This window comes from Marmoricola endophyticus (genome assembly GCF_014644415.1).
Taxonomy (GTDB): domain Bacteria; phylum Actinomycetota; class Actinomycetes; order Propionibacteriales; family Nocardioidaceae; genus Marmoricola; species Marmoricola endophyticus.
The window spans coordinates 3,147,335-3,172,167 of the sequence record NZ_BMKQ01000001.1; the positions used below are offsets into that span (position 1 = coordinate 3,147,335).

The 24,833-nt window shown below is 72.6% G+C and carries 21 protein-coding genes; 12 read left to right on the forward strand and 9 right to left on the reverse strand.

The window, feature by feature from the left end; genetic code table 11:
* Positions 1–11 precede the first annotated feature (11 nt).
* The 5 genes from mshB to IEX42_RS15510 all read left to right on the forward strand — a co-directional run bounded on the left by mshB (position 12) and on the right by IEX42_RS15510 (position 5,800).
* A complete protein-coding gene (mshB, locus tag IEX42_RS15490; protein WP_188780581.1) occupies positions 12–944 on the forward strand; it encodes an N-acetyl-1-D-myo-inositol-2-amino-2-deoxy-alpha-D-glucopyranoside deacetylase in 933 nt (310 codons plus the stop codon).
* Positions 945–1,055: 111 nt separating this feature from the next.
* Positions 1,056–1,970 carry a 5-dehydro-4-deoxyglucarate dehydratase gene (kdgD, locus tag IEX42_RS15495; RefSeq protein WP_188780582.1) on the forward strand — a complete coding sequence of 305 codons (915 nt, stop codon included), beginning with the start codon at positions 1,056–1,058 and terminating at the stop codon, positions 1,968–1,970.
* On the forward strand, positions 1,970–3,574 hold the full coding sequence (locus IEX42_RS15500; RefSeq protein ID WP_188780583.1) for an aldehyde dehydrogenase (NADP(+)): 1,605 nt from the start codon (positions 1,970–1,972) through the stop codon (positions 3,572–3,574). Before kdgD ends, IEX42_RS15500 begins: the two co-directional genes overlap by 1 nt.
* Positions 3,571–4,791: an L-talarate/galactarate dehydratase gene (locus IEX42_RS15505; protein ID WP_188780584.1), complete on the forward strand. Its 1,221-nt coding sequence runs from the start codon at positions 3,571–3,573 to the stop codon at positions 4,789–4,791. Before IEX42_RS15500 ends, IEX42_RS15505 begins: the two co-directional genes overlap by 4 nt.
* 97 nt (positions 4,792–4,888) lie before the next feature.
* The gene (locus IEX42_RS15510; RefSeq protein ID WP_188780585.1) at positions 4,889–5,800 is read left to right on the forward strand and encodes an AEC family transporter; all 912 of its coding nucleotides are present in this window, start codon (positions 4,889–4,891) and stop codon (positions 5,798–5,800) included.
* Between the two features lie 162 nt (positions 5,801–5,962).
* Here the strand turns inward: IEX42_RS15510 and IEX42_RS15515 are convergent, their stop codons facing one another.
* Both IEX42_RS15515 and IEX42_RS15520 read right to left on the reverse strand, forming a co-directional pair.
* Entirely contained in the window at positions 5,963–7,291 is a 1,329-nt protein-coding gene (locus tag IEX42_RS15515; RefSeq protein WP_188780586.1) for an enolase C-terminal domain-like protein, read from the reverse strand.
* A gap of 128 nt (positions 7,292–7,419) precedes the next feature.
* On the reverse strand, positions 7,420–8,313 hold the full coding sequence (locus IEX42_RS15520; protein ID WP_188780587.1) for a LysR family transcriptional regulator: 894 nt from the start codon (positions 8,311–8,313) through the stop codon (positions 7,420–7,422).
* Between the two features lie 117 nt (positions 8,314–8,430).
* Between IEX42_RS15520 and IEX42_RS15525 the strand changes: the two genes are divergently transcribed.
* Complete coding sequence (locus tag IEX42_RS15525) at positions 8,431–9,918, forward strand: GntT/GntP/DsdX family permease (protein WP_188780588.1); 1,488 nt, start codon at positions 8,431–8,433, stop codon at positions 9,916–9,918.
* A gap of 22 nt (positions 9,919–9,940) precedes the next feature.
* The gene (locus IEX42_RS15530) at positions 9,941–11,731 is read left to right on the forward strand and encodes a VanW family protein (protein ID WP_188780589.1); all 1,791 of its coding nucleotides are present in this window, start codon (positions 9,941–9,943) and stop codon (positions 11,729–11,731) included.
* 54 nt (positions 11,732–11,785) lie between these two features.
* Here IEX42_RS15530 and IEX42_RS15535 read toward each other — a convergent pair whose 3' ends face one another.
* Positions 11,786–12,730, reverse strand: coding sequence for a GNAT family N-acetyltransferase (locus IEX42_RS15535; protein WP_188780590.1), 945 nt, complete (start codon positions 12,728–12,730; stop codon positions 11,786–11,788).
* A gap of 55 nt (positions 12,731–12,785) precedes the next feature.
* Between IEX42_RS15535 and fdxA the strand changes: the two genes are divergently transcribed.
* Entirely contained in the window at positions 12,786–13,109 is a 324-nt protein-coding gene (gene fdxA, locus IEX42_RS15540; RefSeq protein ID WP_188780591.1) for a ferredoxin, read from the forward strand.
* Complete coding sequence (dapC, locus tag IEX42_RS15545; protein ID WP_188780592.1) at positions 13,106–14,203, forward strand: succinyldiaminopimelate transaminase; 1,098 nt, start codon at positions 13,106–13,108, stop codon at positions 14,201–14,203. Before fdxA ends, dapC begins: the two co-directional genes overlap by 4 nt.
* A gap of 104 nt (positions 14,204–14,307) precedes the next feature.
* Here dapC and IEX42_RS15550 read toward each other — a convergent pair whose 3' ends face one another.
* The 5 genes from IEX42_RS15550 to IEX42_RS15570 all read right to left on the reverse strand — a co-directional run bounded on the left by IEX42_RS15550 (position 14,308) and on the right by IEX42_RS15570 (position 19,945).
* A complete protein-coding gene (locus tag IEX42_RS15550; protein ID WP_188780593.1) occupies positions 14,308–16,188 on the reverse strand; it encodes a CocE/NonD family hydrolase in 1,881 nt (626 codons plus the stop codon).
* 157 nt (positions 16,189–16,345) lie between these two features.
* Positions 16,346–17,248, reverse strand: coding sequence for a dihydropteroate synthase (locus IEX42_RS15555; RefSeq protein ID WP_188780594.1), 903 nt, complete (start codon positions 17,246–17,248; stop codon positions 16,346–16,348).
* A complete protein-coding gene (locus IEX42_RS15560) occupies positions 17,245–17,988 on the reverse strand; it encodes a dihydrofolate reductase family protein (protein WP_229660998.1) in 744 nt (247 codons plus the stop codon). Before IEX42_RS15560 ends, IEX42_RS15555 begins: the two co-directional genes overlap by 4 nt.
* Positions 17,989–18,012: 24 nt before the next feature.
* A complete protein-coding gene (locus IEX42_RS15565; protein ID WP_188780596.1) occupies positions 18,013–18,513 on the reverse strand; it encodes a hemerythrin domain-containing protein in 501 nt (166 codons plus the stop codon).
* 28 nt (positions 18,514–18,541) lie between these two features.
* On the reverse strand, positions 18,542–19,945 hold the full coding sequence (locus tag IEX42_RS15570; RefSeq protein WP_188780597.1) for an NAD-dependent malic enzyme: 1,404 nt from the start codon (positions 19,943–19,945) through the stop codon (positions 18,542–18,544).
* Positions 19,946–20,072: 127 nt separating this feature from the next.
* Here IEX42_RS15570 and IEX42_RS15575 point away from each other — a divergent pair, with 127 nt between their 5' ends.
* Positions 20,073–21,353: a cytochrome P450 gene (locus IEX42_RS15575; RefSeq protein WP_188780598.1), complete on the forward strand. Its 1,281-nt coding sequence runs from the start codon at positions 20,073–20,075 to the stop codon at positions 21,351–21,353.
* A 29-nt stretch (positions 21,354–21,382) separates the two neighbouring features.
* Here the strand turns inward: IEX42_RS15575 and IEX42_RS15580 are convergent, their stop codons facing one another.
* Complete coding sequence (locus tag IEX42_RS15580) at positions 21,383–22,555, reverse strand: ROK family protein (protein WP_188780599.1); 1,173 nt, start codon at positions 22,553–22,555, stop codon at positions 21,383–21,385.
* 169 nt (positions 22,556–22,724) lie between these two features.
* Here IEX42_RS15580 and IEX42_RS15585 point away from each other — a divergent pair, with 169 nt between their 5' ends.
* Together IEX42_RS15585 and IEX42_RS15590 are read left to right on the forward strand one after the other, a co-directional pair.
* Entirely contained in the window at positions 22,725–23,933 is a 1,209-nt protein-coding gene (locus IEX42_RS15585; protein WP_188780600.1) for a sugar ABC transporter substrate-binding protein, read from the forward strand.
* A 121-nt stretch (positions 23,934–24,054) separates the two neighbouring features.
* A complete protein-coding gene (locus IEX42_RS15590) occupies positions 24,055–24,831 on the forward strand; it encodes an ATP-binding cassette domain-containing protein (protein WP_188780601.1) in 777 nt (258 codons plus the stop codon).
* The last annotated feature ends 2 nt before the right edge of the window (positions 24,832–24,833 follow it).

Here is a 24,833-nt window from a genome sequence, read left to right on the forward strand (position 1 = left end):
AGGATCGGTGCATGCCCTCTCTCGACCCCGCCGAGCGCCGCCTGCTCCTGGTCCACGCCCACCCCGACGACGAGACGATCGGGCAGGGGGCGTCGATGGCGAGGTACGTCGCCGAGGGCGCCGGAGTCACCCTCGTGACCTGCACCGGCGGCGAGCTCGGTGAGATCCTCGTCCCCGAGCTCGAGCACCTGGCGTACGAGCGCGACGGCGGGCTGGCCGAGCACCGCCGTGGCGAGCTGGACGCGGCGATGACCGAGCTCGGGGTCACCGACCACCGCTACCTCGGCGGCTTCGGCACCTACAGCGACTCGGGGATGCAGTGGGCGCCGGAGGGGCACCCGCACCACGGTTCGGCGATCCCGGCGGACGAGGCGCCAGAGCGCGCGTTCTGGGAGGCCGACCTGACCGAGGCGGCCGACCACCTGGTGGCGGTCATCAGGGAGGTACGACCCCAGGTGCTGGTCACCTACGACCAGTTCGGCGGCTACGGCCATCCCGACCACATCCAGGCGCACCGGGTCGCGACGTACGCCGCGGCGCTGGCGGCGGTGCCGTCGTATCGGCCCGACCTCGGGGAGCCCTGGGACATCGCCAAGATCTACTGGAGCGCGATGTCGGCCAGCCGGATGCGCGACGGGATCCGGCGGCTCCGCGAGGCCGGTGACGACAACGCCTTCGAGGGGTTCGACCCCGACCGGCTCCCGCCGATGGCCGTCGAGGACGACGTGCTGAGCGCCCGCGTCGAGGCGACCGCGTACGTCGGGAAGAAGATGGACGCGATGCGGGCCCACGCGACGCAGATCTCCGTGGACGGGCCCTTCTTCGCACTGTCGAACAACGTCGGCGACGAGGTCTGGGGCGTCGAGTTCTTCCGGCTGGCCAAGGGAGTGCTGGGCCCGGTCGGCGGCGACGGGCTGGAAAGCGACCTGTTCGCCGGCCTGTGACGACGATGCCCTGAGGGCATCGCTCAATCCCGACTCGGTGTTGGACGTGAATCACCGACCTCTCCTAGGTTCGGAGGTGTCCAGCCACACCAACGCCGAGGAGCCAGCCGCATGACCAGCACCCACGAGGAGGTGGCCGCCCGTCTCGGGTCCGGGCTGCTGTCCTTCCCCGTCACCCACTTCACCGCGACCGGCGAGCTCGACCTGGACGCCTACGCCGGGCACATCGACTGGCTCGGCGGCCACGACGTCGCCGGCCTGTTCGCGGCTGGTGGCACCGGTGAGTTCTTCTCCCTCACGCCCGCCGAGGTCGGCCGCGTCGTGCGGTCGGCCGTCGAGGGTGCGCCCGAGGGCCTGCCCGTCGTCGCGCCGGTCGGCTACGGCACCGCCACGGCGATCGAGCTGGCCCGCGACGCCGAGGCGGCCGGGGCCACGGCGCTGCTGCTGTTCCCGCCGTACCTCACCGAGGCGAGCCAGGACGGGCTCTTCGAGCACGTGCGCAGCGTCTGCTCCGCGACCTCGCTGCCCGTGATCGTCTACAACCGGGCCAACGCCCGCTACGCGCCCGAGACCGTCGAGCGCCTCGTGGCCGTCTGTCCCACCCTGATCGGCTTCAAGGACGGCGTCGGTGACGTCGACCAGATGACCCGCATCGCGGCGCGGGTCGGTGAGCGGCTGATCTACGTCGGCGGGCTGCCGACCGCGGAGATGTACGCGCTGCCCTACACGAGCCTCGGGCTGACGACGTACTCGTCGGCGATCTTCAACTTCCTGCCGGAGTTCGCCCTCGACTTCTACGCCGCCGTGCGCCGCGGCGACACCGCCTACGTGCTCGGCGCACTGGACTCCTTCGTGATCCCCTACTGCGACCTGCGCAACCGGGCCAACGGCTACGCGGTCAGCATCGTCAAGGCCGGCCTCACCGTCATCGGGCGGCCCGCCGGCCCCGTCCGCGCTCCGCTGAGCGACCTCGACGCCGACGAGCTGGCCCAGCTCGAGGTGCTGGTCCGGAAGGTGCAGGCCTGATGAGCAGCCCCCTCGGTGTCTCGTTCATCGACGGGGCGGAGGTACGGGCCTCCGGCCCCGCCTTCCACGCCGTCGACCCCACCACCGGCGAGCAGCTGGAGCCGGCGTACGCCGAGTGCGGCGCCGCCGAGGTCGTGCAGGCCACGGCGGCCGCCGCGGCGGCCTTCGAGGTCTACCGGCGTACGACGCCCGAGACCCGCGCCCGCTTCCTCGAGGCCGTCGCCGACGCGATCGACGCGATCGGCCCCGACCTGCTGGCCACCGTGCCCGCCGAGACCGGCCTGCCCGAGGCCCGGGTGAAGGGCGAGACCGGCCGGACCAGCGGGCAGCTGCGGATGTTCGCCGCCGACCTGCGCGAGGGCGGCTGGCTCGACGTCCGCATCGACCCCGGCGACCCCGCCCGCAGCCCGGCGCCGCGCCCCGACGTACGCCAGCGCTCCGTGCCCGTGGGACCGGTCGCCGTCTTCGGCGCCAGCAACTTCCCGCTGGCCTTCTCGGTCGCCGGCGGCGACACGGCGTCCGCGCTGGCCGCGGGCTGCCCGGTGGTCGTCAAGGCGCACCCCTCCCACCCCGCCACCTCCGAGCTGGTGGGCCGCGCGATCGTCGAGACGCTCGCCGCCCACGACCTGCCGGCGGGCACGTTCGCCCTGCTGCACGGCGCGGGCAACGAGCTCGGCGAGGCGCTGGTCACCGACCCGCGGATCGCAGCCGTCGGCTTCACCGGCTCGCGCGGCGGCGGGCTCGCACTCTCCCGGCTCGCGGCCGGGCGCGAGGTGCCGATCCCGGTCTACGCCGAGATGTCGGCCGTCAACCCCGTCTTCCTGCTGCCGGGCGCGCTCGGCGAGCGGGCCGAGCAGGTCGCGACCGGCTTCGCCGGCTCGCTGACCGGTAGCGGGGGCCAGCTGTGCACCAAGCCCGGCCTGGTCTTCGCGCTCGACGGGGACGCGACCGACACGTTCCTCGAGGCCGCAGCCCGCGCGGTCGCCGCGGTGCCGACCACGGCGCTGCTCAACCCCGGCATCGGCGAGGCCTTCGTCAGCGGCGTACGCCGTCTGGGCGACGCCGAGGGGGTCGAGCGGGTCGCGGAGGGCGACACCGCCGAGCAGGGCCCGGCGGTCCCGGGCCGGCCCGCGCTGTTCACCACGACCGGTGACCGGTTCCTCGCCGACGCCGATCTCGCCGCGGAGGTCTTCGGGCCTGCCGGCCTCGTGGTCCAGGTCCGCGACGAGGACCAGCTGCACCAGATCGTGGCCGGCCTCGAGGGCCAGCTCACCGCCTCGCTGCACGTCGGCGCCGCCGACACCGACCTGGCCCTTGACCTGCTCGGCCGCCTCGAGCTCGTGGCCGGCCGGGTGCTCTTCGACGGCTGGCCGACCGGCGTCGAGGTCAACCACGCGATGGTCCACGGCGGCCCCTTCCCCGCGACCACCGCGCCGGGGACGACGTCGGTCGGCGCCCGGGCGATCGAGCGCTTCCTGCGTCCGGTGGCCTACCAGGACGTTCCCGCGGCGCTGCTGCCGCCCGAGCTGCACGACGACAACCCGTGGCGGGTCTTCCGCCGCATCGACGGACGAGCCGACACGCCGACGCAGGAGACCTCATGACCGACACCCTCACCGCACGGACCACGCGACCCGCCAGCGCGCTCAGCGGCCCGGACGCCGCGCGCATCGCCGCCGCCCCCGGCCCGGCCACGGTCGACCGGATCGCCCACGTCGCGCTGTCGTCGGTGGTGCTGCCGCTGGCCACCCCGATCAGCGACGCCAAGGTGCTCACCGGCCGGCAGAAGCCGATGACCGAGGTCGTCTTCCTCGTCACCGAGATCACCACCGAGTCCGGCGCGAGCGGCATCGGGTTCAGCTACTCCAAGCGCGCTGGCGGGCCGGCCCAGTTCGCGCACGCCCAGGAGATCGCGCCGGTGCTGGTCGGCGAGGACCCCGCCGACACCGCTCGGATCTGGACCAAGCTCACCTGGGCCGGCGCCTCGGTCGGCCGCAGCGGGCTGGCCACGCAGGCCATCGCCTCCATCGACGTCGCGCTGTGGGACCTCAAGGCCAAGCGCGCCGGGCTGCCGCTGGCCAAGCTGCTCGGCAGCCACCGCGACTCGGTGCGCACCTACAACACCTCCGGCGGCTTCCTGCACACCCCGATCGAGCAGGTGATCGACAACGCCCGGGCCAGCCTCGAGGCGGGCATCGGGGGCATCAAGCTCAAGGTCGGCCAGCCCGACTGGCGCCTCGACGTGGCCCGGGTGACCGCGGTCCGCGAGGCACTCGACCCGGACGTGCCGCTGATGGTCGACGCCAACCAGCAGTGGGACCGCGCCACCGCCATGCGGATGGGCCGCATCCTCGAGGAGTTCGGGCTGGTCTGGATCGAGGAGCCGCTCGACGCCTACGACGCCGAGGGCCACGCCTCGCTCACCCGCCGGCTGGACACCCCGATCGCGACCGGCGAGATGTTCTCCAGCGTCGCCGAGCACGTCCGGCTGATCGACGCCGGCGCCTCCGACGTCGTGCAGCCCGACGCACCGCGGGTCGGCGGGATCACGCCGTTCCTCAAGCTGGCGGCGTACGCCGAGCACCACCACCTCGACCTCGCCCCGCACTTCGCCATGGAGATCCACCTGCATCTCGCGGCGGCGTACCCGATCGAGCCGTGGGTCGAGCACTTCGACTGGCTCTCGCCGCTGTTCCACGAGGAGCTGGAGACCCGCGACGGGCGGATGTACGTCTCCGAGCGCCCGGGGCTGGGCTTCACCCTCACCGAGCAGGCCCGGGCCTGGACGGTGGCGCGCGCCGAGGTCGGCAAGCGCCCCTGAGACCCGCACACCACGCCACGCGGACGCCCGGGACCACCGTCCCGGGCGTCGGTGCGCACGCCCGGGACGCGCGCCCCGGTCACGACCGGAGGTCGCCGTGGGCCTGCTGACGGGCTTCGTCACCATCATCGCCGCGATCGCCGCTGGCTCCGCGCTGGCGCACACCGGCGTCCTCGACACCCGCTCGCAGCGGACGCTGGGCGAGATCGCCTTCTTCGTCGCCTCGCCCGCCCTGATGGTGACCACGATCAGCGAGGTGCACGTCGGGGGCGCCGGGCCCAACCTGCTGGCCTCGGCGCTCAGCCTGCTCGTCGCGTTCGTCACCTACACGGCTCTCGCCCGGCTGCGGTGGCGCCAGGACTCCGGTGAGGTGGTCGTCGGCGGTCTCACCGCGTCGTACGCGAACGCCGGCAACCTGGGCATCGCCATCGCGGCGTACGTCGTCGGCGACATCACCGTCGTGGTGCCCACGCTGCTCGTACAGATGCTCGCGGTGCAGCCGCTCGCGCTCGTCATGCTCGACCGGCAGGCGGGTCGAGGCAGCAGCGGCCGGGCGGTGCTGCGCCGGCTGCTGACCAACCCGCTCACCGTCGCCGCCGCGGTCGGCGTCGTGCTGGCGGTGACCGGAGCCCCGCTCCCGGCGCTCCTCGACCAGCCGCTGCGACTGATGGCCGGGGCCGCCATCCCGCTGATGCTGATGTCGTACGGCGCGGCCCTGCGCCTGAGCCCTGGTCCGGGTCGCGCGGGTCGCAACCGCGAGGTGGTCACCGCGACCGTGCTCAAGCTGGTCGTGATGCCGCTGGTGGCCTGGCTGGTCGGGTCCGCCACGGGCCTGGAGGGGCAGGTGCTCCTCGGGGTGGTGGTGACCGCGGCGCTGCCGACGGCGCAGAACGTCTTCCTGCACGCGACCCGCTACCGGGTGGGGGAGGACGTCGCGCGCGAGGGCGTGCTGCTGACGACCCTGGGCAGCCTGCCGGTGATCCTCCTGGCGGCCGTGCTGCTCGGCTAGGGCACGTCTCTCAGCTCTGGCCGTGCACCAGGCCGTCGGAGTCGAGAGACAAGCCCTCGCACCGGGGCTCGGACCGCCGCTGCCCGGGTGCGGGCGCGCTCACGGGGCGATGCCCGCGGCGAGCGGGCGGCACGGTTCGGCGGGCGAGGAAGGTCCTCGGGCTCAGCGCACCAGCGCGGGACGCTTGGGGTCGAAGCGCCAGCCGGGTACGAGGTACTGCATCGCGGCAGCGTCGTCGCGAGCGCCGAGACCGTTGGCGCGGTAGAGCTCGTGGGCCGCGCCGAGCGCCTCCCGGTCGATCTCGACGCCCAGCCCCGGCCGCTCGGGCAGGCTCAGCGCGCCGTCGCGGATGAGGAGCGGCTCGCGGGTCAGGTGCTGGCCGTCCTGCCAGATCCAGTGCGTGTCGAGCGCGGTGATCGGGCCCGGTGCCGCGGCGCCGACCTGGGTGAACATCGCCAGCGAGACGTCGAAGTGGTTGTTGGAGTGCGAGCCCCAGGTCAGGCCGAAGTCGCTGCACATCTGGGCGACCCGGACCGAGCCGCGCATCGTCCAGAAGTGCGGGTCCGCGAGCGGGATGTCGACGGCCTCGGTGCGGATGGCCGCGGCCATCTGGCGCCAGTCGGTGGCGACCATGTTGGTCGCGGTCGGCAGGCCCGTCGCCCGGCGGAACTCCGCCAGCACCTCGCGCCCGGAGTAGCCGGCCTCGGCGCCGCAGGGGTCCTCGGCGTAGGCCAGCACGTCGCGCGCGCCGCGGCACAGGCGCACGGCGTCGTCGAGCAGCCAGCCGCCGTTGGGGTCGAGGGTCACCCGGGCGTCGGGGAAGGCCTCGGCCAGCGCGGTGACGGCCTCGATCTCCTCCTCGCCGGGCAGCACGCCGCCCTTGAGCTTGAAGTCGGAGAAGCCGTAGCGCTCCGCGGCCGCCGTGGCCAGGGCGACCACGGCGTCGGGCGTCATGGCCGGGGCGCGGCGGATGCGCTCCCAGGAGTCGGCTCCGGAGTCGTCGGTGAGGTAGGTCAGGTCGGTGCGCGAGGTGTCGCCCACGAAGAACAGGTAGCCGAGCACCGGCACGCTGGTGCGCTGGACGCCCTCTCCCAGCAGCTCGGCGACCGGCACGCCGAGGGCCTGCCCGTGCACGTCGAGCAGGGCCGACTCGAGGGCGGTCACCGCGTGGATGGTGGTGCGCAGGTCGAACGTCTGCAGCCCGCGTCCGCCGGCGTCGCGGTCGGCGAAGCGCGCCGCGACGTGGCGCAGCAGGCGGCCGTACTCCGCCACCGGCTGCCCGACCAGCTCGGCGCCGCCGTCGCGGATGGTGCGCGTGATCTCCTCGCCGCCGGGCACCTCACCGAGGCCGACGCGGCCCTCGGAGTCAGTGAGGAGCACGATGTTGCGGGTGAAGTAGGGGCCGTGCGCCCCGCTCAGGTTGAGCAGCATCGAGTCCTGGCCGGCGACCGGTACGACCTCGACCTCGACGACGGTGGGGCGTATGTCCACGGGGACCTCCTGGTCTCGGCGGCCGGCCGCTGCCGGACGCTGCGTGCGACCGTACGGAGCGCGTGCGATGCCCGTCCAGGTCTGGCTGGGCATGGTCCGATGCGCTCAGGGCATCGAGGGACGTGGTGTCAGTCGTCGACGAGCGGGTGCCAGTCCTCGAGAGCGTGCAGGACTCGCGGCAGGGCCGGGTTGCGGGAGTGCCGGTCCCACAGCAGGTGCAGCTCGACCGGCTCGGGTGTCGAGGTCCGCAGCGGCAGCAGGCGCACCCCCTCGATGCCGAGTCGGCCGACCGAGGCGGGTACGAAGGCGAGCCCCATCCCGGCCGAGACCAGCAGGGTCATCGTGAGCACCTGGCTGACCGTGTGCACCACGGCGCGGGGATCGACGTCGACCGAGCGAACCACCAGCTCGTGGAAGTAGCGGGCCGCCACCGGGTCGTGCATCACGACCGGGAGCCCACGCACGTCCTCGGCCTCGACGGGACGGTCGAGCCCGGCCAGCTCGTGCTCCTCGTCGACCGCCACGCACAGCGCCTCGCGCGCGAGCAGGCGAGAGGCCAGGGCGGGGTCGAACGGCGGTCGGCCCATGCCGAGGTCCATCTCGCCGCCGAGCAGGGCCGCGACCTGCTCCCGGCTGACCCGCTCCTCGAGGTCCAGCTCGACGTCGGGCAGCTCGCGTCGCAGGTGGCGCAGGACCGGCGGCAGGACGGCGTACGCGGAGGCGGCGGTGAAGCCCATCCGCAGCGTGCCGGTCGCCCCCGCGGCGATCTGCCGGGCCCGGTCCGGGGCGGTCTCGGCCAGCCGCAGCAGACGCCTGGCCTCCTCGAGGAAGGCTGCTCCCGCAGCGGTCAGCTCGACGCCGCGGTTGTCGCGCTCGAGCAGGCGTACGCCGACCGCGCGCTCGAGCTTCATGACCTGTCGGCTCAACGGCGGCTGGGTCATCGCCAGCCGCTCGGCCGCCCGCCCGAAGTGCAGCTCCTCCGCGACCGCGACGAAGCCCCGGAGCTGCTCGAGGGAGAACATGATGCTCGCAAAGTATCAGACCATGCCTAAACGGCGTTGGACCTGCATCGTCGATCGCCCTAGCGTCGTGCTTCGAGTGATTGCACTCACACGAGAAGACGAATCGAGTTGATCCGCATGCCAGTCCTGGTCGTCGCCCTCGCGGTGGTGGTGCTCCTGGTCCTGATGACCAAGTTCCGCATCAACGGTTTCATCGCACTCTTCGCCGTCGCCCTCATGGTGGGCCTGCTGCAGGGCATGCCGCTGCTGGAGGTTTACGAGTCGGCCACGGCCGGCATCGGCGACCAGCTCAGCGACCTGGTGCTGATCCTCGGCTTCGGGGCGATGCTGGGCAAGATCCTCGCCGACAGCGGTGCCGCGCAACGGATCGCGACCCGACTCGTCGACGTCTTCGGGATCTCGAAGGTCCAGCTGGCGATGATGCTGACCGCCGTCTGCCTGGGCATCACGCTGTTCTACGAGGTCGCCTTCGTCCTCCTCATCCCGCTCGTCTTCACGCTGGTGCGCGAGTACAAGCTGCCGCTGCTGTGGGTCGGGCTGCCGATGTCCATCACGCTCTCCACGATGCACAGCTTCCTGCCCCCGCACCCCGGCCCGGCCGCCGTCACCGAGACCTTCGAGGCCAGCCAGGGCCTGACTCTCCTGTACGGCCTGCCGATCGCCATCGTCGCGGCGTCGGCGCTCGCCTTCACCTGGCCCCGTCTCGTGTTCGTCCGCTCGATCACGCCCTCGATCCCGAAGGGGTTGATCACCGAGCACAAGATCGCCGAGGAGGACATGCCGGGCTTCGGCACCTGCGTGGGTATCGTGCTCGTACCGGTCCTCATGATGGCCGCGTCCGCGGTCGCCGAGCTCAGCATGGACAAGGACGCGCCCGCCCTGCGCTACTTCGAGTTCTTCGGGGAGGCGCCCGTCGCGCTGCTGGTCGCCCTGGTGCTGGCGGTGCTCCTCGTCGGAGGCAACATCGACAAGGTGGCGCGCTCGCGGGTCACCGTGGCCGCGGACCGGGGCCGTACGGCGACCGGGAAGTTCAAGCTCAGCCGCCAGGGTCAGCTCGGAACCGGCGCCGGCGACGGTGCGTCCTCCGTCGCGCTCGACGAGTCCGCCGACGTCTCGGTCCCGCCGGCCCGCAGCAGGTTCCAGGCCGCGATGGACTCCGCCGGCGAGGCCGTCAAGCCGATGGCGATGATCATGCTCGTCATCGGCGCCGGCGGCGCGTTCAAGCAGGTCCTCATCGACTCCGGGATCGCCGACTACATCACCCAGCTGACCAACGGCTGGGACATCTCGCCGATCATCCTGGCGTGGGTGATCGCCGCCATGATCCGGATCGCCATCGGCTCGGCCTCGGTCGCCGTGGTGACGGCTGCCGGCATCGTGCTCCCGCTCGTGGGGCCCTCCGGCGTGCCCCCCGAGCTGATGGTGCTCGCCGTGACCTGCGGCAGCATCGCCTTCTCCCACGTCACCGACCCGGGGTTCTGGCTGTTCAAGGAGTACCTCAACCTCTCCGTCGTGGAGGCGATCAAGGTCCGCACGACCTACAGCACCGTCCTGGCCCTGATCGGGCTGGGCGGAGTGCTGCTGATGAACGCTCTCGTGGGCTGAGCCCACCGCCTAGTCTGTCCCGGTGGCAGGGCGCAGGCGGGTGAACAGCGACCGGTGGGGTGACCTCCGCTACCGCTTGCGCCGGATGCGCCGCCACGGGTCGGCGCCGCTCGACGGGCCGCTGTTCTGGGTGCTGCTCGGCGGGGCCGCGCTGCTGGTCGGCGGGTACGCCGCTCTCTGCGTCGTCGCCGGGCCACGCCTGCCCGGGGACGCACGGGTCGACGGTGTCGCGGTCGGGGGGCTGCAGCCCGCGGCGGCGGTCGAGCGGCTCCGGGCGCGTCTCCCGGAGCGGATGGCCGAGCCGATCCGGGTGACCGGCGGAGGCGTCAGTCAGGACGTCGAGCCGCGCGCCGCGGGACTGACCCTCGATGCTGCCGCGTCAGTGCGCGCCGCGGGCGGCGGGCACAGCTACACCCCGAGGCGACTGTGGCGCTACTACCTGGGTGATCACGACGTCCCCGCCGAGGTCAGCGTCGACCGCGACAAGCTCCGCGAGGCCGTCGGCACCGTCGGCGTCGCGGTGGACGAGCCCCTCACCGAGGGCGACGTCCTGCTCACCGGCGGTCGGCCCACGCCGGTCGAGCCCGCCGACGGACGCCGGCTGCGGCAGGGCGACACCGCCCGCGCGCTGGTCGACCGGGTGGCACGGGCCGGCCAGGTCCGGCCCGTGGTCGACCTGCCGGTCACCACGCTGCGACCGACGATCTCCTCTGCGCAGGTCGCGCGGGCGCTGAGGACGTACGGCGTCCCGCTGACGTCGGCGCCGGTCCGGCTCTCGGTGGGGGAGCAGTCGGTCACCGCCCCGCCGCGGCTCTACGCCGCGGGTGTCGACCTCGTCCCCGACGACGGGAAGCTGCGCCCCGAGGTCGATGTCGACGCGCTGTTCAAGGCCCTCGCGCCGGTGATCGACTCCGTGCCCGGTGCGCCGCAACCCGCCCGGGTCGTGGTGCGGGGCGGCAGGCCGGTGGTCGTCTCCTCGCGCAAGGGGGTGACCTTCGACCGTACCGACCTGGAGAAGAAGTTCCTCGTCGCGGCCCTGGCCCCGGCCGGCAAGCGCGTGGCGGCCGTCCGGGGGGTCTCGGCGGACCCCGCGTTCACCACCGCCGACGCCCGGGCTCTCAAGGTGCGCCGCCGGGTCGGGACGTACACCTCCCGCTTCGGGTACTCCGGCATCGTCGGCGGCGGCCAGCAGAACATCGCCCGCGGCGCCGACCGGATCGACGGCACCCTGCTGAAGCCGGGGCAGAGGTTCTCGTTCAACCGGGCGGTCGGTGAGCCGACGGCCAAGCGCGGGTTCTCAGCGGGACGGTCGCTTCGTGGAAGCGTCTTCGTCGCCGACCCCGGCGCCGGGCTGTCCCAGCTCGCCTCGACGCTGTTCAACGCGATGCTGCCCGCGGGACTCACCCCGACCCAGCGCACCATCGGTGCCTCGCACTCGCCGCGCTTCCCGCTCGGCCGTGAGGCGACCGTGCGGTACGGCGCCCAGGACCTCGCGTTCACCAACGACAGCCCGTACGGCGTCCTCCTCACGGCCTCGACGACCGGCGGCTCGCCCGGCGCGGTCACGGTGTCGCTGTGGTCGACCAAGCGGTACGACGTCTCGATCACCGCCAGCAAGCCCCTCGCCCGCGCCGCCCCGCGCGTGCTGACCCGCACGGCCGGCGACTGCGCCGCGACGGTCGGGGCCGCCGGCTTCACGATCCGCCTGCAGCGCGTGCTGACGCCGGTCGGGGGAGGGGCGCCGAGGCGCGATGCGCTGACCAGCGTCTACCCGGTCACGAACTCCGTCGTCTGCGCCGCCCCGCGGGAGTAGGTCGTGTGCTGGAGTGGTCGCGCTGGCGACCACTCCAGCACACGACCGACTGACTCAGGCCTGCAGGTAGCGCAGCCGGTGGTGCTCGGTGAACCCGAGTCGCTCGTACAGCGCGATCGCCGGGGCGTTGTCGGTCTCCACGTGCAGCCAGGCCGTGGTCGCGCCCTGCTCGGCCGCGCGCTCGAGCAGGCCGGCCATCACCTCCAGCGCGAGTCCCTGGCGGCGGCGGGTCGGGAGGACGTGGAGACCGTGGACGCCCGCCCAGTCGCCGTCGAGGCCGGCCTGCCCCGTGGCGACGACCTGCGTCGCGAGGCGGACCTCGGCGGTGACCCGGACGTCACCGGTGACCTCGGCGCGGGTGCCGTACCCCCGCAGGAGCCGCAGCGTGCGCGAGACCGGCGCCAGGAGGTACGCCGCGTCGCCGCCCGGTACGGGCGCCCACCCCGCCGCGGCGAACGCCGCCTCCTGTGCCGAGTCCGCCTCGACCTGGGCGATCGCGGGGCGCTCGCGGCCGGCGTAGAACGCACGCACCGCCTCGACGGCCTCCTCGGCGGCCATCCCCGGGTCGCCCATCGCGAGGCAGGAGTTGGCGCGCTTGCGCGGCCGGCCGATCGGCCGCGCCTCCGTGCGCAGCTCCCACTCGCCCAGGGGGACCCGCTCCACGTGCGGCCAGAGCACCCGGCCGTGGGCCTCGGCCGTACGGGCATCGACGCTCAGCCGGGGTGAGGGGCGCGGTGGCACCGGCTTGCCGGAGACGATGTCCGCTGTGGGGATGCGGACCACCTCGCCGTCCTCGCGGCGTACGACGGCCTCGCCGCCGGGCTCGAAGACCTCGCACACACCCAGTACGTCGGTCATCGCCGGGCCACCGGTCGGGCCGACCTCGACCTCGCCGCTCCCGCCGCGCAGGAGGCGGCGTACGACGACCCGTTGCCCCACCACGTGCGGGCCCAGGCCGTGCTGGCCGGTCCGCCCCTCGGGCCGCGCGTCTGAGTCCATCGTCGGGATACTAGGCTGCTGACGTTCCGAACTTCTCTGCCCCGTGGAGGACCTGATGACCTACGTCATCGCGCAGCCGTGCGTCGACCTGAAGGACAAGGCGTGCGTCGACGAGTGCCCCGTCGACTGCATCTACGAGGGCAAGCGGATGCTCTACATCCACCCCGACGAGTGCGTCGACTGCGGCGCCTGCGAGCCGGTGTGCCCGGTCGAGGCGATCTACTACGAGGACGACACGCCGGAGGAGTGGAAGGAGTACTACGACGCCAACGTGCACTTCTTCGACGACCTCGGCGCGCCCGGTGGTGCCGCCCGCAAGGGTGAGATCGACGCCGACCACCCGATGATCGCCGCGCTGCCGCCGCAGAACCAGGAGTGAGGCAGCCGGTCTCCGAGCGGCTCCCGGACTTCCCCTGGGACCACCTCGCCGAGGCGAAGGCGACCGCGCAGGCGCACCCCGACGGGGTCGTCGACCTCTCGGTCGGCACGCCCGTCGACCCGACGCCCGACGTGGTGCAGCAGGCGCTCGCCGCGGCGGCGGACTCGCCGGGCTACCCCGCCACGATCGGTCAGGCGGCGACCCGGCAGGCGGTGGTCGACTGGCTGGAGCGGCGCTTCGGCGTCACGGGTCTGGGGATCGACGGGGTCCTGCCGGTCACCGGCTCCAAGGAGCTGATCGCGCACCTCCCGACCCAGCTCGGGCTCGGTCCCGGCGACCTGGTGGTGCAGCCGGAGCTGGCGTACCCGACGTACGAGGTCGGGGCGGTGCTCGCCGGCTGCGACGTCGCCGTGACGGACGCGCCCGAGACGCTGGAGCGCACGCCGGCCCTGGTCTGGGTGAACTCGCCGGCCAACCCGACGGGGAAGATCCTGACCGCCGAGCGGCTGGCCGAGATCGTGGCCTGGGGCCGCGCGAACGGCGCGGTCGTCGTGGTCGACGAGTGCTACCTCGAGTGCGTGTGGGAGGGGGCCGCGGTCTCCGCGCTGCACCCGAGCGTGTGCGGCGGGTCGTTCGAGGGTCTGCTCACCGTGCACTCGCTGTCGAAGCGGTCCAACCTCGCCGGCTACCGCTGTGCCTTCGTCGCCGGTGATCCCGCGCTCGTCGCCGAAATGCTCGCGGTGCGCAAGAACCTCGGGCTGCAGATGCCCGACCCCCAGCAGCACGCGATGGCGGTCGCCCTCGGCGACGACGCCCACGTCGCCGAGCAGCACGCGCGGTACGCCGCCCGGCGCGACGCCCTGCGTACCGCCCTCGAGGCCGCCGGCTTCCGCGTGGACCACTCCGAGGGGGCGCTCTACCTCTGGTCGACCAAGGACGAGGACTGCTGGGACACCGTCGCCTGGCTCGCCGAGCGCGGCATCCTGGTCGCCCCGGGCAGCTTCTACGGCGCCGCGGGCTCCCGCCACGTCCGCGTGGCGATCACCGCGACCGACGAGCGGGTCGCCGCCGCGGTCGCCCGCCTGCAGGGTTGAATCCTCAGTTCTACCGGCTCGAGTTGCGGGTTCTGCCGGTCGGCTCCGGCAGATCCCGCCACTCGAGCCGGCAGAAGGCACCACTCAACGGGTAGGTGCCGCCCTCAGGGCTGGGGGACGGTGAAGGTCGCCGGCTGAGGGGTGCCCGCCTCGATCGTGTTGTCGGCGATGTAGCGCTGCAGCCACGGGGAGGCCGAGCCCTGCGTCGGCACGTCGCCGGCCGTCGACTGGGTGGTCAGGTTCAGCGTGGCGTCCTTGACCTGGACCAGGCGGCCGGACGGCAGGGCGTTCCACCCGCCGGTCTCGATGGTGCCGATCGTGACCACGAGCCGGTGCCCCTTCGACAGGGTCCAGTCCATCCCCTTGAGGTCGAAGGTGCGCCCCGACCCGCTGAGCTGGGCGACGTTCTCGTTGATCACGGTCGCCTTGCCCGCGGCGGGGTCGACGTCCCACAGCGAGACGTACACCTCGCCGGTGCCGCGAGTGCGCAGCGCGATCCGGGGCGTACCCGTGACGCGGACGTCGGCGGGCACCGCCTTCGACCAGGTCTGGTACGACGTCGGCGTGCTGGCCGCGGCGGCCAGGTCGCGGGTGCTCCGCTCCGCCTGGGTGCCGAGCGAGCTGCGGACGAGCTGGTCCAGGTCGCCGCCTGCGGGACGGCGTACGGTCCGGGCCGGTACGCCGCGCTGCTGCACCGCCGCCCGCTGGTCGGAGGTCAGCGCCTTGGCCGCCGTCGCGGAGGAGACCGGACCGGCGTCGAGGTACTGCCCGGGCTGCAGCGCCACGCTCGTACGACGGTCGACCTGCGGCCAGGTCTTCTGCGCGCGCCAGTGCCCGAAGTTGTCCTGGACGGCGAAGGCCGGGTCCTGCACGCTCGGCGCGATCCCCTTGAGGTGCTGGTCGTAGAAGCGCACCACCTCGTCGAAGAAGCCGGCCCGCCCCTGGGAGAGCTGCCCGGTCTGGGTGTCGACCTCGTTGCCGCGCACGTGCTCCCACGGCCCGAACCACGCGTGCACCGAGCCGGCGTGGTTGCGGAGGTACTCCTGCATCTCCTCGGGCTTGGTGTTCGACTCGGTGAAGCCCTGGGTCACGAACAGCGGCGTCGTCGCGCCCTTGGCCTTGGCGGCCTGGTCGCGCAGCGTCCAGTACGTCGAGTCGTGGCTGGTGTTGACCACGTTGTCGTGCAGGTTGCGCGCGAGGCACTCCGGGTGCTGCTTCTCGTACGCCGCGGCCTTCTGGTAGCGCGCCGAGTCACCGGTCGTCCCGCCCAGCGAGGCGATCGAGTTGTACGCCAGCGGCGTCCCGGTCTGGTTCGGCCGCGGCACGTCGTTGCTGTAGAGGTACGGGTACATGTCCCACAGCGGCTCCTGCGCCACCACGGCGTCGAGCCCCTTCGGCTTCAGGTCCGCGCCCCACAGCCCGGTCACGGCGTCGTACGACTTGCCGTACATGCCGACCTTGCCGGTCGACCAGCGCTGCGTGGCCGCCCACTGGACGGCAGCGGTGATGTCGGCCTGCTCGCCGGAGCCGAGCCAGTCCAGGCAGCCGGTGCTGCCGCCGAAGCCGCGGTTGTCGACCAGGACCACGGTGTAGCCGCGCTGCATCAGCTTGGCCCCGTCGATCAGGTCGTCGAAGCGGGAGCTGGGCTGGTACGTGTCGGTCTCGCGGTCGGTCTGCCCGGAGTGGTTGAAGTACGGCCCCACCGACACGATCACCGGCGTCTTGTCGCTCGCCTTCAGGCCCTCGGGCCGCAGCACGTCGGCGTGCAGGGTGACGGCGGTGGGGGAGTCGGCCTGGGCGGCGGGGAAGTAGGCGTTGCTCCACGCGGCGCCCACCGGTACGCCCGGGTTCTCGTCGTGGGTGACGCCGCCAGCCGGGTCGGGGGCGGCGGGGCTCGCGGTCGGCGAGCCGGTGGCGGGGGCGGCGATGAGGACGCCGGCCAGGAGGGCCGCGGCGCTCGTACCGGCGAGAAGGGGTCGCAACATGTGGTCGTACCTTCCGAGACTGGCGGCCCGAGATGACCGGCCAGGAAGCCTCACCGTACGCCTGCCGGTGCGCACCTGCAGAGTGCACCGCTCGTACCAGCAGAACCCGCCACTCGGACCGGTAGAACCCACCACTCGACGGGGCAGGTGCCTCCGGTCAGGTCTCGGGGAGGACGGGCAGCTGCGACATCGCGTTGAGGACGGCGAGCACGTGCGGCACCTCGTGGGTGCGGTGGATGCCGGTGCCACCGAGCGAGGACAGGACCGCGAAGAAGCCCTCAGCGGTGCGCAGCTGCTCCTCGAACAGGTCGTACGCCGTGGGCAGCGCGTGGCACAGCGTCACACCCAGCCGCCGCAGGCGGAACGACGACAGCAGCACGCTGGACTGGTGCCGGGCGCGGCCCACGGGGTCGTCGAGGCGGAAGCCGAAGCCGAGTCCGGGGTCGATGGCGATCCCGCGCACGCCCGCGGCGCGTGCGGCGGCGACGCGCGAGGCGAACTGCTCCTCCATCGCCGGGAACGGGTCGGTCTCGACGTCGTCGGTGACGAGCTCGCGGGCGTGGGCACCCTGGACGAAGCAGAGCACCACGCCGGCGTCGTGCTCGGCGGCGAGGGCGAACATCTCCTCGTCGTGCTCGGAGCCGGTCAGGTTGACCACTGCGGCCCCGGCCGTCAGGCACGCCTGCACCGTCCGCGGCGTGTAGCTCTCGACCGAGACCAGCACGCCCTGCGCGGCGAGCTGCTCCACCACGGGGAGCAGCCGGGCCTCCTGCTCGTCGGCCCCGACCCGCGCGTTCGAGGCGTCCGACCCCTCCGCGCCGACGTCCACCAGGTCGGCTCCCTGGGCCGCCATCACCAGCCCGCGGCGGACGGCCGAGGCGGTGGTCGGTGCGACGCTCTCGCGGTACGTCGAGTCCCGCGACAGGTTCACGACCCCCATCACCGACGGGCGTACGTCGGTGTCCAGCACCCGCCCCTTGGCCCGGAACGGCTCGACGGGCAGGTCGAGCGCGTCGGCGTGCTCGGTGGCCAGCAGGGCCAGCGAGCGCAGGTCGATCACGCACCCTCCCGGACGTAGCGCATCATCAGGCAGTCCTCGCCGGTGAGCACGTGCCGCAGCGCGAAGCCGTGCACCGAGCCCATCTCCGGCCCGGACGAGGGCACCGTCCCGCCGGCGAACACCGGCGACAGCGTGATGTCGGCCTCGTCCAGCAAACCGGCCTCGACCATCGCCGAGAGCAGCCCGGGGCCACCCTCGCAGACCACCCGGCGCAGCCCTCGCTGCTCCAGGGTGTCGAGCAGGGTCGCGGGGGAGAGTTCGTCCAGCACGCACACCTCCACGTGCTCGCGCGCGGCCGACAGTGCCTCCTCGGGGGCGTCACCCCCGGTCAGCACGAGCGGGGTGAGTGTCGAGTGCGACCACACGTCCTCGCCCCACGGGAGGTCGAGCGTCCCGGACAGGACGCAGAGCCGGGGCGCCGGCGCCTGACCGTCGGCCTCCCGCCGCTCCGCGTCGGACGGGTCCGCGGTCATCGGTCCGTAGCGCTCGGCGCGCATCGTGCCGGCGCCGATGAGGACCGCGTCGGCGAGCCGGCGTACGGCGCCGAACACCTCCCGGTCCGCGCCCGAGGAGATCGAGCCGCTCAGACCGTCGGGTCCGCCGGCGGCCCCGTCCAGCGTCGTCACCATCATCGCCCGGACCCAGCGACCCTCGTCGGGCCACGGGTAGGCGTCGCGGATCCGACCGGCGTCCAGGTCGGTGCCGAGAGCGTCGTCCGGGCCGTCGCCACCGAGAAGCATCCTCACGACAGCGAACCTACGCGGTCAGGAGTTGGCCTCGATGTAGTCCTGCGGGTCCTTGTCGGAGTCGTCCACCCCGGCACCGCCCCAGTGCGTGGTGTGGAACTCCTCCCACTTCAGGCCGAGCTCGTGGCGCAGCTCCAGCGGCGCTTGGCGCAGGAAGTCGGCCATCCCCTCGCGCTCCTCCTCCTCGAGGTGCTCGCCGTTCTCCTCACGGGCCTTGGTCACGGCGGCCCACCACTCCTCGCTGCCCACCTCGGCCGAGCGGGAGTCGCGGACCGCGTCGCGGATCGAGTTGTGGTCGCCGATGGCGTCGTCGGTCTCCTCGGCCGGATCCTCCTTGCCGAGCCGCAACAGCTCGGGGTAGAAGATCTCCTCCTCGGCCTGGGCGTGGGCGTCCAGGCGCGAGGCCAGCGGCTCCCAGACGGCGGCGAGCTGCTCGGGCGTACGCGCCTCGTCGAGCAGGAAGAACTGCCGGCGGAACCAGTCGTGGTCGTCGTAGATCGCAGCGATGATGTCGGCCATGGGTACGTCGTACCCCACTGCCGCCGGATCAGTCGCCAGGGGTCGGCGTCGGCGGCTGCTCCCGCTCCGCGATCGCGCGCGCGACGGCCTTGGGGACCTCGGAGTTGAAGACCGACGGGATGATGAACGACGGGTTCAGCTCGTCGTCCTTCACGCAGCCGGCGATCGCGGCGGCCGCGCGCAGCAGCATCTCCAGCGTGATGTCCGAGGCGCGGGCGTCCAGCAGCCCGCGGAAGACGCCGGGGAACGCCAGCACGTTGTTGATCTGGTTCGGGTAGTCCGAGCGGCCCGACGCGACCACGGCGGCGTGCTCCGAGGCGTCGATGGGGTCGATCTCGGGGTCGGGGTTGGCCAGGGCGAACACGACGGCGTCGTCGTTCATGTCCGCGACCCAGTCCTTGTGCAGGACGTTCGGCGCGCTCACGCCGATGAACACGTCGGCGCCGGTGACCGCGTCGTGCAGGTCGCCGCGGCGGCGGTCGCGGTTCGTCTTCGCGGCGAGCTCGGCCTTGGCGGGGGAGAGCGAGTCGTCGTCCGCGGAGAGGATGCCCTCGCGGTCCCAGACGAGGACGTCGGTGACGCCCCCGGCCAGCAGCAGGGTGACGATCGCCGACCCGGCGGCGCCGCCGCCGGAGACCACCACGCGCACCTCGTCGAGCCGCTTGCCGACCACCCGCATCGCGTTGGTCAGCGCGGCCAGCACCACGATCGCGGTGCCGTGCTGGTCGTCGTGGAACACCGGGATGTCCAACGACTCCCGCAACCGGCGCTCGACCTCGAAGCAGCGCGGTGCGGCGATGTCCTCGAGGTTGATCCCGCCGAACCCCGGAGCGATCAGCTCGACGGCGCGCACGATCTCGTCGGTGTCCTGGGTGTCGAGGCAGATCGGCCAGGCGTTGATGTCGGCGAACTGCTTGAACAGCGCCGCCTTGCCCTCCATCACCGGCAGGGCGGCGCCGGGCCCGATGTTGCCCAGCCCGAGCACGGCCGAGCCGTCGGTGACCACGGCGACCGAGCTGCCTTTCACCGTGAGCCGCGGGACGTCCTCGGGGTGGTCGGCCAGCGCCTTGGAGACCCGGCCGACACCGGGGGTGTACGCCATGGACAGGTCGTCGCGGGTCTTCAGCGGCACCCGCGAGGTGACCTCGATCTTCCCGCCGATGTGCAGCAGGAACGTACGGTCCGAGACCTTGTGCACCGTGACGCCGTCGAGCGCCTCGACCTTCTCCACGACCCGGTTGCTGTGCTCGGCGTCGCCGGTCGAGCAGGTCACGTCGACGACCAGCCGGTCGTGGCGGGACTCGGCCATGTCCATCGCGGTGACGATCCCGCCGGCCTCGGCGACCGTCGTCGCCAGGGTGCCGATCACCTGCGGGTCGGGCGGGGTGTGCAGTCGCATGGTGATCGAGTACGACGAGGTGGTCACGCTCATGGCGACAGCCTCGCGGGTAGGGCCTGGTACCACCAAGTAGTGGTCGAAAAGAACCTGGTGTGTGCCGGCTCGACGTATCGGGTCGATATAGTGCGGCGAGCCATCGAGGGGGAAGGGAACGATCCTGGTGCTGCGAACTGCGCTCGCATCGGCCAAGGGCCTGGTCCGTCGTGCTCTGCTCTCCCGGAGCAGCGGCATCGACCTCACCCGCCTGGACAAGGTGCCCGACAGCCTGGCCTGGCCGCTCACCCGCGACGGCACGTCCCCGTCCGCGCGTCTGTCCGCTGTCCGCGACGAGGAGCCGGTGCACAAGCTGACCTCGTTCCTCGGCCTCGACATCTGGCTGGTCACCGGCCACGAGGAGACCCGCGAGGTCCTGGGGGCACGCGACGACTACTCCACCGACATCCGGCCGCTGATGGGACGCAGCGGTGAGGAGGGCGGCGACTTCGGCGGGCTCGGGTTCACCGACCCGCCCGAGCACACCCGGCAGCGGCGCTTCCTCACCCCCGAGTTCACCCGGCGCCGGCTCGCCCGGCTCGAGCCGATGATCCACGACATCGTCGAGCGGCAGCTCGACGAGATGGCGGCTGCCGCGGCCGCCGCGCCCGGGCAGCCGGTGGACCTGGTGCCGACGTACGCCTTCCCGGTGCCCTTCCTGGTCATCTGCGACCTGCTGGGCGTGCCGGCCGAGCACCGCGAGCACTTCTCCACCCTGGCGACCGCACGCTTCGACGTCACCGCCGGCGGCAAGGGGACGGTCGGTGCGATCGGCGGCTCGCGGGAGTTCCTGCTGGCCGAGACCGCGCGCCAGCGCACGGACCCGGGGCCCGGCCTGATCGGGCAGATCATCCGCGAGCACGGGGACGAGATCAGCGACTTCGACCTCGGTGGTCTCGCCGACGGCGTCTTCACCGGCGGGCTGGAGACCTCGGCGTCCATGCTGGCGCTGGGGACGGCGACCCTGCTCGAGGACCGCGCCCTGTGGAAGCGGCTGTGCGCCGAGCCCGAGTCGGTCGACGACATCGTCGAGGAGCTGCTCCGCACGCTGTCGGTCGTCCAGGTCGCCTTCCCGCGCTTCCCGAAGAAGGACGTCGAGATCGGCGGCTGCCCGGTGCACAAGGGCTCGGTCGTCCTCGCCTCGCTGCCGGCCGCCAACCGCGACCCGCGCGCGACGCCGGGGGACACCCTGGCTCCGGAGGAGGCGTCCACCTCCCACCTGGCCTTCGGCTACGGCTTCCACCGCTGCGTCGGCGCCGAGCTGGCGCGCCTGGAGCTGCGGGTCGCCTTCCGCGCGCTGGCCGAGCGGTATCCCGAGCTGAGCCTCGCGGTGCCGACGGCCGAGCTGACGTACTACTCCTCGAGCATCGTGTACGGCGTGGAGAGCGTGCCGGTCCACCTGGGGTGAGCCCGCCCCTGGTGACCCCGGGAACCGGGTCAGGTGAGCAGGTCGGTGGCGTCCAGCGCGAGCAGCATCGCGCCGACGGCGGAGGCGCGGTCGCCGAGCGCGGCCTGGACGACCTCGGTGTTCTCCGCCCCGGCCAGCACGTGGCGCCGCAGGCTGGTACGCGTGGGTTCGAGGATGAGGTCGCCGGCGGCGGCCATGTCGCCGCCGACCACGATGATGCTGGGGTTGAGCAGGTTGACCGCGGTGGCCAGCCCCCAGCCCAGGTGGAGGCCGGCGTCCTCGAAGACGCGGACCGCTGCCGCGTTGCCCTCGCGCGCGGCCTCGACCAGATCGGCGATGCGGGCCCCGGGCAGCTGGTCGGCCATGAGGTCCAGCGCGGTGTTGACGCCGGTGTACGCCTCCAGGCAGCCGCGGCTGCCGCACCGGCACAGGGGACCCTGCTCGTCCAGGGTCAGGTGGCCGAGCTCGCCGGACATGCCGTTCGCGCCGCGGAACAGTGCGTCGTCCACGATCAGCCCCGCGCCCACCCCGGAGGAGACCTTGACGAAGACGACGTCGCGGTGACCACGGGCGGCGCCGTGCCGGTGCTCGGCGAGGGCACCCAGGTTGGCGTCGTTGTCGATGTGCACCGCGCGCCCGAAGGTCGTGGCGGCGACGTCCTGCGCGTGCACGCCCACCCACCCCGGGAGGATCGCCGAGGACAGCACGACGCCGTCGGCGATCGGCGCGGGGAGGCCGAGCCCGATGTTGCGGACCTCGGCCATCTCCGCACCGAGCGTGGCCAGCGCGGTCTCGAGGAGGCGCGCCGAGAGGTCCAGGCCGGCGCGGTGGTCGTGGTCGGGGTCGAGCGGGGCCCGCTCCTGGCCGAGCACCCGGCCGGTCATGTCGGCGATGCTGACCCGGACGTGGCGGTGCCCGAAGTCGACGCCCGCCACCAGGCCGGCTCCCCGAGCGAGAGCCACCGTCGTACCTCGGCGTCCGGCTCCGGCGACGGTGTCGACGAGGCGCGCGGCACCGAGCTCCCGGACGATGCTGGACACGGTGCCGCTGGCCAGACCGGTGGCCCGGGACAGCTCGGCCTGCGTCAGCGGCTGCTCCTGCGCCGTGCGCAGCTGCTCGAGGACGAGACGGAGGTTGCGGGTGCGCAGGGACCCCTGCGACCCCTGGGAGCCAGGGGCCGCGAGCGATCCGTCCAGGGTCATGCGGTGATGGTGACCGATGGGGCGCTATTGGTCAATCAGCGGCACAAGAACGCGCTCGTACGACTCCAGGTCACGATTTGCGTTCAGTTGTTGACGACAAACCTGTGATGGGTGACACTTCGAGGGCCGTTCTCGGACTTTCATCATCGTCACTGCACTGGAGGATCTCGTGTCCATCGTTTCTCGTCGCGTCGGCGTCTGGGGCGCCGCGCTCGCGCTCGGCGCCACGCCGATGCTCGCTGCCTGTGGCAGCTCCGACTCGGGGTCCGGCTCGGGCGCTGACGCCCCGAAGATCGAGGCGGCCTGCAAGCTCGACAGCCCGCCCACCAGCAAGGCCGAGGCACCCTCGACGAGCACGCCGATCGGCAAGGCCTCCGGCAAGGTCGGCGTGATCCTGCCCGACACCACGTCCTCGACCCGCTACACGCTCTACGACAAGCCGCTGCTGGAGAAGACGCTCGGCTCGGCGGGGATCCAGGTCGACGTGCAGAACGCGCAGGGCGACGTCAACAAGTTCGCCTCCATCGCCCAGAGCATGATCGGCAGCGGCGTCAAGGTCCTCATGATCGACTCCATCGACGCCGCCTCCGGCGCCGGCGTGGAGAAGGAGGCCGCGGCCGCCGGTGTCGACGTCATCGACTACGACCGGGTGAACCTCGGCGGCACGGCCGGCTACTACGTCTCGTACGACAACGAGGACATCGGCCGGCTGCAGGCGCAGACGCTCGTGGACTGCCTCGACGCGCAGGACGTCAAGGACCCGAAGATCATCATGATGAACGGCGGTACGGACGTCGACAACAACGCCGTGCTGTTCTCCAAGGGTGCGCACGCGGTGCTCGACCCGCTGCAGAAGGACGGCAAGCTGGAGATCGCCGAGGAGGCGACCGTCAAGGGCTGGAAGGTCGAGAACGCCGCTCCTGCGTTCAACCAGGCGCTCACCGCCGCCGGCGGCAACGTCCAGGGCGTGCTCGCCGCCAACGACGACATCGCCAACGCTGTGATCGGTGTGCTGAAGAACCAGGGCCTCGACGGGCACGTCGTGCTCACCGGCCAGGACTCCAGCGTGGCCGGCCTGCAGAACGTCCTCAAGGGCACGCAGAGCATGACCATCAACAAGAAGGTCCAGCTCGAGGCCGACGCCGCATCGCGGCTGGCGGTCGCCCTGCTCTCCGGCAAGAACCCGTCCCAGGCCGGCCTGGACCTGACGGACTTCGACGACCCGCAGAGCCCCAGCCACAAGATCAAGGCCGTGCTGCTTCCGGCGCAGGTCATCACCCAGGACAGCGTCAAGGACGCGGTCAAGGACGGCGGCCTCGACGTCTCCGAGGTCTGCAAGGGCCTGACCAAGCAGTGCTCGGAGTTCGGCGTCAGCTGATCCTCACCCCGGCGCCGGGCGGACCACCCGCTCGGCGCCGGGCACCCGGCCGGTCGGCCGGCCCCTCGTCCTGCCCCACCCGGGTCGTCCTCTGGCGACCCCCACACGCAACGGAGCCCCCGTGAGCGACCCCATCCTCGAGACCCGAGGGCTGAACAAGAGCTTCGGCCCCGTGCACGTCCTGCACGACGTGGACTTCGCGGTCTACCCCGGCGAGGTCACCGCCCTGGTCGGGGACAACGGCGCCGGCAAGTCGACGCTGGTCAAGTGCATCGCCGGCATCAACGGGATCGACAGCGGCGAGATCCGCTTCAACGGCGAGCCCGTCACCATCGCCGACCCGCGCGCCGCGACCGACCTCGGGATCGAGTTCGTCTACCAGGACCTCGCCCTGGCCGACAACCTCGACATCACCCAGAACATGTTCCTGGGCCGCGAGACCACTCGCGGGCGGATGTTCCTCTCCGACGGGGAGATGGAGCGCCAGGCCCGCGACACGCTGGCCAGCCTCTCGGTGCGCACCGTGTCGTCGGTGCGCCAGAAGGTCGCCAACCTCTCGGGCGGCCAGCGGCAGACCGTCGCGATCGCCAAGGCCGTCCTGTGGAACTCGAAGATCGTCTTCCTCGACGAGCCCACGGCGGCGCTCGGTGTCGCGCAGACCCGCCAGGTCCTCGACCTGGTCCGCCGCCTCGCCGACCAGGGCCTCGGCGTCGTCCTCATCTCGCACAACATGAACGACGTCATGGAGGTCGCCGACCGGGTCGCGGCCCTCTACCTGGGCCGGATCGCCGCCGAGGTCCACACCCAGGACACCAGCACCACCCAGATCGTCGAGCTGATCACCGCCGGCCGCAGTGGCGACATCGGTCTGCCGGCAGTCGTCGCAAGCCAGGCCTGAGC

What these genes read in the sequence shown, in the direction of transcription:
- kdgD (WP_188780582.1), top strand. Translation starts at nt 1,056, where the DNA reads ATGACCAGCACCCACGAGGAGGTGGCCGCCCGTCTCGGGTCCGGGCTG.
- IEX42_RS15500 (WP_188780583.1), top strand. Translation starts at nt 1,970, where the DNA reads ATGAGCAGCCCCCTCGGTGTCTCGTTCATCGACGGGGCGGAGGTACGG.
- fdxA (WP_188780591.1), top strand. Translation starts at nt 12,786, where the DNA reads ATGACCTACGTCATCGCGCAGCCGTGCGTCGACCTGAAGGACAAGGCG.
- IEX42_RS15525 (WP_188780588.1), top strand. Translation starts at nt 8,431, where the DNA reads ATGCCAGTCCTGGTCGTCGCCCTCGCGGTGGTGGTGCTCCTGGTCCTG.
- IEX42_RS15535 (WP_188780590.1), bottom strand. Translation starts at nt 12,730, where the DNA reads ATGGACTCAGACGCGCGGCCCGAGGGGCGGACCGGCCAGCACGGCCTG.
- mshB (WP_188780581.1), top strand. Translation starts at nt 12, where the DNA reads ATGCCCTCTCTCGACCCCGCCGAGCGCCGCCTGCTCCTGGTCCACGCC.
- IEX42_RS15580 (WP_188780599.1), bottom strand. Translation starts at nt 22,555, where the DNA reads ATGACCCTGGACGGATCGCTCGCGGCCCCTGGCTCCCAGGGGTCGCAG.
- IEX42_RS15570 (WP_188780597.1), bottom strand. Translation starts at nt 19,945, where the DNA reads ATGAGCGTGACCACCTCGTCGTACTCGATCACCATGCGACTGCACACC.
- IEX42_RS15550 (WP_188780593.1), bottom strand. Translation starts at nt 16,188, where the DNA reads ATGTTGCGACCCCTTCTCGCCGGTACGAGCGCCGCGGCCCTCCTGGCC.
- IEX42_RS15565 (WP_188780596.1), bottom strand. Translation starts at nt 18,513, where the DNA reads ATGGCCGACATCATCGCTGCGATCTACGACGACCACGACTGGTTCCGC.
- IEX42_RS15505 (WP_188780584.1), top strand. Translation starts at nt 3,571, where the DNA reads ATGACCGACACCCTCACCGCACGGACCACGCGACCCGCCAGCGCGCTC.
- IEX42_RS15560 (WP_229660998.1), bottom strand. Translation starts at nt 17,988, where the DNA reads ATGCTTCTCGGTGGCGACGGCCCGGACGACGCTCTCGGCACCGACCTG.
- IEX42_RS15520 (WP_188780587.1), bottom strand. Translation starts at nt 8,313, where the DNA reads ATGTTCTCCCTCGAGCAGCTCCGGGGCTTCGTCGCGGTCGCGGAGGAG.